The organism is Legionella gresilensis, from assembly GCF_900639865.1.
GTDB lineage: Bacteria > Pseudomonadota > Gammaproteobacteria > Legionellales > Legionellaceae > Legionella_C > Legionella_C gresilensis.
Window position 1 is genome coordinate 168102 of sequence record NZ_CAAAHX010000008.1, and the last position, 6869, is coordinate 174970.

Consider the following 6869-nt stretch of genomic DNA (forward strand, 5'->3'; position numbering starts at 1 on the left):
TTAAATAATATGTAAATGCCACATAATCATTAAAAATTAATATTTTTTATCATGAATTTTATACCTGCGATTGACGTAAGCAAAATAACTGATATACTCGCCGCATTACCTGGAGAGATGGCCGAGTGGTCGAAGGCGCTCCCCTGCTAAGGGAGTATGGGAGAAATCCCATCGAGGGTTCGAATCCCTCTCTCTCCGCCAGTCGTTTACGCGCCCGTAGCTCAGTTGGATAGAGTATCTGGCTACGAACCAGGAGGTCGGAGGTTCGAATCCTTCCGGGCGCGCCATTTTTGCCTTAATAATCAATAAGTTATAAAAATACTTAAACTTGTAAAAAAAGTGGTGTAGCAAAATTGTAACACTTCTTTTTCTACACTGGTTACACTTAACCATGTGTACCACAAGCTAACGAACTAATTCTATTTGCAGCTATTTGTAAATGAGCACTTGAAAGATGTGCATATTGCAACAACATTTCAAAATTTGACCATCCGCCTAGCTGCTGTAACTCTTGTAAGCTTGTTCCATTTTGAACATGCCAACTTGCCAAAATATAACTTAATCAGGCTAGCGAAAAATATCTGTATCACCTCATTTAAAATATTTTTCAAGCCTTTGTATTACATTCCTTGAATCCAGTATTACAATTGTAAACCATCAACTGATTAAGTAAGACTTTTTGCTAATATTGATAAGCATGTAAGTTTAAAAGGCCCCGGCAGTGTGAGGAAGACTCTTCGGTGATTTCAATCGGTGAGTAAGACTTAGAAACACCCACACCTGTGTGGGGAAGATTAACTATTCATCCATAATCCACCCTCAATATTTAAGCCACATTCTCAACGCTAACTGACAAATCTAGCCCTTCTCGATTTAATAAATTCTGCAAACAAAGCTGAACAAACTGTTTTTTAGAGTAACTTAGCTTATTCATCAGCAAACTACAGTTATTTCCATATTATTTGTAAAATTTTTTGTATGTCCTTTTCCCTTTGCAAATTATCAAAGTCACCTCTTAAAAATTTTAGAGAATATTTTTCAACATCAATTTCCTTCTGAGTTCGAACTTTTAATGCTCTTAAAATAGGCAGAGGAGGACACCACCCTTGAACTGCATGCAGAGCTAAAAATGGGAGTACTAAGCCTGGAAGGATAAGCCAATAGATATTTACAAATGCGCCTAATAAAACACCAATAAAAGCCAAGATAGAAGCGTTTAACTCTAATACTCTTTCTACATTATATTCTTTTTCAATTTTATCAATTCTTTCGCTTATCTCATTTGAACTTGCTGTAGAAAAAGTCTGAAGGGTTGCTACCATTTGATTATCAATAGCTTGATTAGCAGCAGATGAAGTATTAGCCCTCACGTGGTCTTGTTCCATAACCCTTCTCCTTAAATGTTTTAATTAAAGTTAGTACTTCACAGCTACTTATTCAAGATGAGTCCACTATTAAATGTAAACTACTTGTTGATATTTTGATTAAAATATAAGCAACTATAATGTCTATTTTCTGCATTCCTTTTTCTTTATTTTAGATTTATTCAATATCGGACTTGTTGTTTTATTGTTTGCGCACATAAAGTTATTAGCGGATAATTACGGTTATGAAAACAAGGGACTGCACAAGTGACAAATCTACCTCTGAGATGAGTAAGATTAGAGACCACCTGGCCAATGAACGAACTTTTCTTGCATGGATAAGAACGAGCATCGGTTTAATTGCGTTTGGGTTTGTAGTAGAAAAATTTTCATTATTCCTTAAGCAACTTAGAATTATTTTAACAAAATCCTCTATATCATTACCACCACAGTACAATCTTTCATTATATCAACATCTTCCTAGTTACTCTGCAAGCTTTGGTATAGCTCTTGTTATCTTAGGCACCTTAATAAGCTTACTGGCTTTTCTTAAATATAAACAAATTCGAGAGCAAATCAGTAGTAATCAATTTAAGCCTACTAATTTTCTTAATTTCACTTTAACTTTAATCATTTTTTTAACAGGGTTTATTTTAGCAATTTATTTGATTGTGAATTTAGTTAATACATAGTTCACAAGAACCTTTTTTCCGATTGAACGTATTAAAACATGCCTAAAGTAATGACGATATCATCACTAGGTAAGAGTTTATTTAGCAATTTATCAAAATAATGCTAAGTAAGTGTTAAATATAATGCCACTACAAGCGATTAAGGGGGGTTTTTAGATATTGCACGCCATTTTCTTCGGTCTCACCTAAGTGGCCTGCCCTAATATTAACTTGTAGAGAAGGTAGCAGTAATTTGGGAACAGGCTTTCCTTTATCTTTTGCTAAACGGGCAGCGACATAATTTTCTTTAGAAACCCCATGTGCTATCATGGAATTTTGTTGTTTTTGCTGGCCAACAGTGGAGAGATATTGGGGTGGTTGCCCTTCAGGCGGATAATCATGACACATAAAAAGTCTTGTATCAGTTGGAAGGGAAAGAATTTTTTGAATGGAATCGTAAAGTTCGGCAGCGCTTCCGCCAGGAAAATCCGTTCGTGCAGTTCCTACATAAGGCATAAATATTGTGTCTCCCACAAAAGCAGCGTCTTCTAAAAGATAAGTCACACAAGCAGGCGTATGCCCAGGGGTATACATTACACGAACAGGAATAGTGCCTATGTTAAAAATTTCCTCATCTTGGAATAAATGATCAAATTGTTTTCCCTCCAGTAATTGTTTTTTTGAAAGGTTAAAAAGAGGAACCCAAAATTCTAGGACTTTTTTAATGTGTTCGCCTATGGCTGTTTTCCCGCCTAATTGTTTTTTAAGATATTGTGAGGCAGTGAGATGATCAGCATGGGCATGGGTTTCTAAAATCCATTCTACTTGTAACTGATTTTGCTGGATAAATGTAATGACCTTGTCTGCTGATGCAGTCGTTAACCTTCCCGAGAATATGTCGAAGTCAAGAACAGAATCGATAATAGCGCAACGTTTTGTTTTTTCGTCAACCACGACATACGTATAAGTGGCTGTAATAGGATCAAAAAATGGTTCAATGTGCATGGCAGCCTCCGTGAATAATTAAACACTAAATAATGAGATAAATTCTTTTATTAAAATGCTAATGCCTATAAAAAGAGTAAATATGCCAAATAGATTTCGCAACTTTTTAGCCTGCAATTTACTGCCTATAAACATGCCCACTATTAAGCCTAACAGGGCTAGCGCTGTAAAAAAGAGCAGTAAACTCCAATCGAAAACGACGCCCGCTACAATATCGCCATGAATACCAGCGAATGCATTAATAGTAAGGATGGCTAGCGATGTCCCGATGGCTTTCTTAACATCTAAATCGAAGAATGTTATTAAGCAGGAACTATTAAAAAGCCCCCGCCTGCGCCAATTATTCCTAATATTAGGCCAATCAGCAGGCTAACGAATAACCTAAAAACAGCATTCTTTAAGCCTTTTTGCAAGTGACATAATTCCTGCTTGATTGATTCCATGGCATTTTGGCCAAGACATAAGCGAGACCACAATAGCCGCTAATGCCTGCAAACACTAATCCAATGCCTAAAAACATGGTAAAGGCAATAAAAAATGGTGAAATTAGCCAAGCTAGAATGCTAAAGAGAACGAGAAGTGTTCCTACAAAAACCTGGACTTGTTGTTCCAGAGGAAGTGGAAATTGGTTTGATTTGTCCACCGGGAAGCCTGAATCAATCCAACCACCAATGCCGCCTTCAAGATTATAGATGTCAACCTCAGGATGCTTAAGCATCAGTTTTTGACAGGCTGTAGTGCTTCGTTTTCCTGCTTGACAGTGCAGCACCAGCTTTTTAGAGTCAATATTGGGTAATTGTCCTGTTTCAATTTGGCTTAAAGGAAAAAGATGCGCTCCAGCAATTTTTTTAGTGGCATGCTCTGCTGGTTCTCTTACGTCAAGTAATACGGCTTTGTCTTCTTCTAACCACTGCTTGACTGTTTTTGCATCAACATTTTTTATAGTCATATAACCTCCAAAATATTAGCAAATCCTAATATAATAAATAAATTTTTTACTCTTTACAGTAAATCAAATATAACGTAGCTAAAATGGCTTCTACTTCTGGTCGACCAATACGATAGTAGATAGTGGTACCTTCTTTTTTCGTTTTAACAAGGCCCTCATTGCGCATTTTTGCTAAATGTTGAGAAATTGCTGACTGAGATAAGTTAATACTTTCAGCCAACTCGTTAACTGAACACTCTCTTTTTAGCAAATGACATAAAATTAAAAGCCTTCTCCCATTAGCAAGAAGCTTAAGCATTGTTTCTGCCTTATTGGCACTTTTTATCATGACCTCAAGGCTTGGATTAGAAGAAATAGTATTCATATTTTAATTATATTAGTAATTGCTAATATTTCAAGTGACTTTGGCTTTAATTAAGTTGTTACAGATGTTGATAAGTCTATGTGTTGTATTTTACGTTCCATAGGCTTAAAAATTACACGTTAGTCTCAGCTAAGGTTAAATATTAATTTGGATGTTAATTCGCATTTTTACTTTCTGTAACCTAGCCCAGATTAGGTACTGAATCTCGTAAATTAACGGTTTACTCTATGAATTCAACTTACGACGCCTAATCTTCCTACCTTTTATACGAAAAAAGAGTTAATCTGAGATTTTTATCTCATAACTTCTACTTATAATAAGGATAGTTAATGAAAGTATTTAAAAATCTAGTTTTTACTTTCAGTATGATAGTTACAAAATTTTCACTTGCTTGCCCAATTTGTCTTACTGAAACAGGACAGCAAGTTCGAGATGGTATTTTTAATTCCAATTTTGTTCTTTATTTATTTTATTCAATATTACCCTTTATATGCTTTTTTTTGATCATTTATGCCGTTTATCACGGTAAGATTTTATCTAGTAAGGACTAATTATGAGTAATAAACAACCTTTATTTGCTGCAGGGCTGCTCTTAGGTATTGGCCTAGGTGGTTTTTTTGATGGAATCGTTTTTCACCAAATTTTACAAGCCCATAATATGCTTTCAAATATATTTTTCCCAAACACGATTCGCAACATTGAAATTAATATGTTCTGGGACGGGTTATTTCATGCCTTTACTTGGATAAGTACTGTAATAGGTATTTTTTTATTGTGGCAGGGATTAAATAATAAAGAAATTTATTCAGGAAAACATTTCATTGGCCTGTTATTACTGGGTTGGGGACTTTTTAATGTCATTGAAGGAATGATTGATCATCTAATTTTAAAATTACATCACGTTATACAAAGAACTTCAATGGAGGGACAATTTTATTCGGATATAGGCTTCTTAGTTTCTGGAATTGTGCTTTGCTTAATCGGATTAATAATAATTCGTAGAAATAAACAGATTCCTTAAATTATTTTCAAGTTATGTTGAATTCCTAAATTGGTAGATTTAATTAAAGAAATAATAAAATGAAATGGATTCTCCCATATTAGAAAAGGGCAAAAAATGCAACTGGGTCGTTTGTTATGAGTCTTAAGAAACGACCTTTATTGATAATTTTAGCTCCCTTCTATTTAACGCTTATGCAGTAAGAAGTAATCTTTTTTTTGGGCTGCGTTGCAAAAACTATGTAAGCTACAAAAACACAAATTTAGGATGTAGTTTAGCTATATACATGAAACAATTGGTTAATAAATGAAACCTCATTCTAACTGCCATACATCCACCTATTAAATTGCCTTTTTCGAAACATTCTCATAACTTCAAATCCTTTAATCGTAGCATAAGCAGTTTTCATGGAATGAAATCCTAAAGCAGGATTGATAAGACGTTTAAGCTTACCGTGGTCTGATTCCTGACGCTTATTCCGATATTTTATTTGCAAATGGTTAACATATAACGCTAAATTTCCTTCTTGTTTCAATTCTTTAATGGCTTGGCTATAGGCTGGATTCTTATCGGTATTGATAACATTGATGTCACATGTTAGATTGCTTTTTATCAGTTTCTTTAAAAAACGTTTAGCCGCTTTAACGTTACGGCGATGAGAAAGATAGAAATCAATGGTATTGCCACCTTCATCAATTGCTCTGTATAAATAGTTCCATTCGCCTTTTACTTTGATATAGGTTTCATCTATGTGCCAACAGCTTAAATAGCGCTTTTTTTTACTAATCCGCTTCTTCAACGTCGGCGCATAGTGCTGAACCCAACGATAAAGCTTTGTGTGCTCAATCGAAAGTCCTCGTTCGGACATCATTTCTTTTAGATCGCGATAACTGATTCCATATTTACAATACCAACGCACGCACTGCAAAATGATCTCTCCATGAAAATGGCGCCATTTGAAATCTATAGGATTTTTAAAACTCATCAGAACTACTATGTGAAAATTCAGATAGTATACTACAGCATTGTTTTTGCAACACGGCCGACTTATTATTAATTTTTTTAATGATAATGGAACATCTTAATCATGGATGAATTAGTCGGATTTAGTAAATTATTAGATTATGGCCTTTATGTTCGTGGAATAGTAATTACGTTTTATGCCCTTATTTTATTTCGAGCAACTTCATCGCGCGTATTTGGCAATTATTCTTCCTTTGACTTTATTATTTCTATTATTTTAGGTGCAATTTTAGGCGAGGCTATTGTTAATAACATTCCTTTATTACCTTCCATGGTTGTTTGTGCTGTTATTGTCATAATTCATAGAATGCTGGCCTTTTTATCTTATAAAAGTCGCCGCGTGGGTAAATTTATTAAAGGTGATAAAATGCTCCTTGTACAAAATAACAAATACAATTGGGATAAGTTACATTGTTGCCGGCTTACTCAGAATGACATCTTACAATCATTAAGAACACAATATGGTCTAAATGACATTGCTGAGGTTGATGAA

Annotated in this window: 9 protein-coding genes, 2 tRNA genes and 1 pseudogene; 5 read left to right on the forward strand and 7 right to left on the reverse strand. The window is 34.7% G+C overall.

Features of this window, described 5'->3' with window-relative positions:
- The first annotated feature begins 111 nt into the window (after window positions 1–111).
- Window positions 112–201: transfer RNA gene (locus E1P04_RS11660), tRNA-Ser, on the forward strand.
- Window positions 202–210: 9 nt separating this feature from the next.
- Window positions 211–287, forward strand: a tRNA-Arg gene (locus tag E1P04_RS11665).
- A gap of 98 nt (window positions 288–385) precedes the next feature.
- Here E1P04_RS11665 and E1P04_RS11670 read toward each other — a convergent pair.
- Both E1P04_RS11670 and E1P04_RS11675 read right to left on the reverse strand, forming a co-directional pair.
- Window positions 386–562: pseudogene (locus E1P04_RS11670) on the reverse strand (site-specific integrase); the annotation flags it as partial.
- 385 nt (window positions 563–947) lie between these two features.
- Window positions 948–1385, reverse strand: a complete 438-nt coding sequence (locus tag E1P04_RS11675) for a hypothetical protein (protein WP_131783077.1) — start codon at window positions 1383–1385, stop codon at window positions 948–950.
- 224 nt (window positions 1386–1609) lie between these two features.
- Here E1P04_RS11675 and E1P04_RS11680 point away from each other — a divergent pair, with 224 nt between their 5' ends.
- Window positions 1610–2056, forward strand: a complete 447-nt coding sequence (locus tag E1P04_RS11680) for a YidH family protein (protein ID WP_207386017.1) — start codon at window positions 1610–1612, stop codon at window positions 2054–2056.
- A 129-nt stretch (window positions 2057–2185) separates the two neighbouring features.
- Here E1P04_RS11680 and E1P04_RS11685 read toward each other — a convergent pair whose 3' ends face one another.
- From E1P04_RS11685 to E1P04_RS11700, 4 genes are read right to left on the reverse strand one after another with little or no spacing between them, the layout of a single operon-like run.
- A complete protein-coding gene (locus E1P04_RS11685; protein WP_131783078.1) occupies window positions 2186–3040 on the reverse strand; it encodes an MBL fold metallo-hydrolase in 855 nt (284 codons plus the stop codon).
- An 18-nt stretch (window positions 3041–3058) separates the two neighbouring features.
- Window positions 3059–3391, reverse strand: a complete 333-nt coding sequence (locus E1P04_RS18385; RefSeq protein WP_131783097.1) for a TSUP family transporter — start codon at window positions 3389–3391, stop codon at window positions 3059–3061.
- Between the two features lie 46 nt (window positions 3392–3437).
- Complete coding sequence (locus E1P04_RS11695) at window positions 3438–3989, reverse strand: rhodanese-like domain-containing protein (RefSeq protein ID WP_131783079.1); 552 nt, start codon at window positions 3987–3989, stop codon at window positions 3438–3440.
- Window positions 3990–4035: 46 nt separating this feature from the next.
- Window positions 4036–4353 (reverse strand): ArsR/SmtB family transcription factor, encoded by a 318-nt coding sequence (locus E1P04_RS11700; protein ID WP_131783080.1) that lies wholly within the window; start codon window positions 4351–4353, stop codon window positions 4036–4038.
- 553 nt (window positions 4354–4906) lie between these two features.
- Between E1P04_RS11700 and E1P04_RS11705 the strand changes: the two genes are divergently transcribed.
- Window positions 4907–5374: a DUF2243 domain-containing protein gene (locus E1P04_RS11705; RefSeq protein ID WP_131783081.1), complete on the forward strand. Its 468-nt coding sequence runs from the start codon at window positions 4907–4909 to the stop codon at window positions 5372–5374.
- A gap of 298 nt (window positions 5375–5672) precedes the next feature.
- On the opposite strand, the gene E1P04_RS11710 is transcribed toward E1P04_RS11705, so the two are convergent.
- Window positions 5673–6338 carry an IS6 family transposase gene (locus tag E1P04_RS11710; protein WP_131783082.1) on the reverse strand — a complete coding sequence of 222 codons (666 nt, stop codon included), beginning with the start codon at window positions 6336–6338 and terminating at the stop codon, window positions 5673–5675.
- 102 nt (window positions 6339–6440) lie between these two features.
- On the opposite strand from E1P04_RS11710, the gene E1P04_RS11715 reads away from it, so the two are divergent.
- The coding region (locus E1P04_RS11715) for a DUF421 domain-containing protein (protein WP_131783083.1) at window positions 6441–6869 on the forward strand (429 nt) is incomplete at its 3' end.

Excerpts from the sequence above, each read along its gene's own strand:
- E1P04_RS11675 (WP_131783077.1), bottom strand. The coding sequence starts at position 1,385 with ATGGAACAAGACCACGTGAGGGCTAATACTTCATCTGCTGCTAATCAA.
- E1P04_RS11680 (WP_207386017.1), top strand. The coding sequence starts at position 1,610 with ATGAAAACAAGGGACTGCACAAGTGACAAATCTACCTCTGAGATGAGT.
- E1P04_RS11685 (WP_131783078.1), bottom strand. The coding sequence starts at position 3,040 with ATGCACATTGAACCATTTTTTGATCCTATTACAGCCACTTATACGTAT.
- E1P04_RS11695 (WP_131783079.1), bottom strand. The coding sequence starts at position 3,989 with ATGACTATAAAAAATGTTGATGCAAAAACAGTCAAGCAGTGGTTAGAA.
- E1P04_RS11700 (WP_131783080.1), bottom strand. The coding sequence starts at position 4,353 with ATGAATACTATTTCTTCTAATCCAAGCCTTGAGGTCATGATAAAAAGT.
- E1P04_RS11705 (WP_131783081.1), top strand. The coding sequence starts at position 4,907 with ATGAGTAATAAACAACCTTTATTTGCTGCAGGGCTGCTCTTAGGTATT.
- E1P04_RS11710 (WP_131783082.1), bottom strand. The coding sequence starts at position 6,338 with ATGAGTTTTAAAAATCCTATAGATTTCAAATGGCGCCATTTTCATGGA.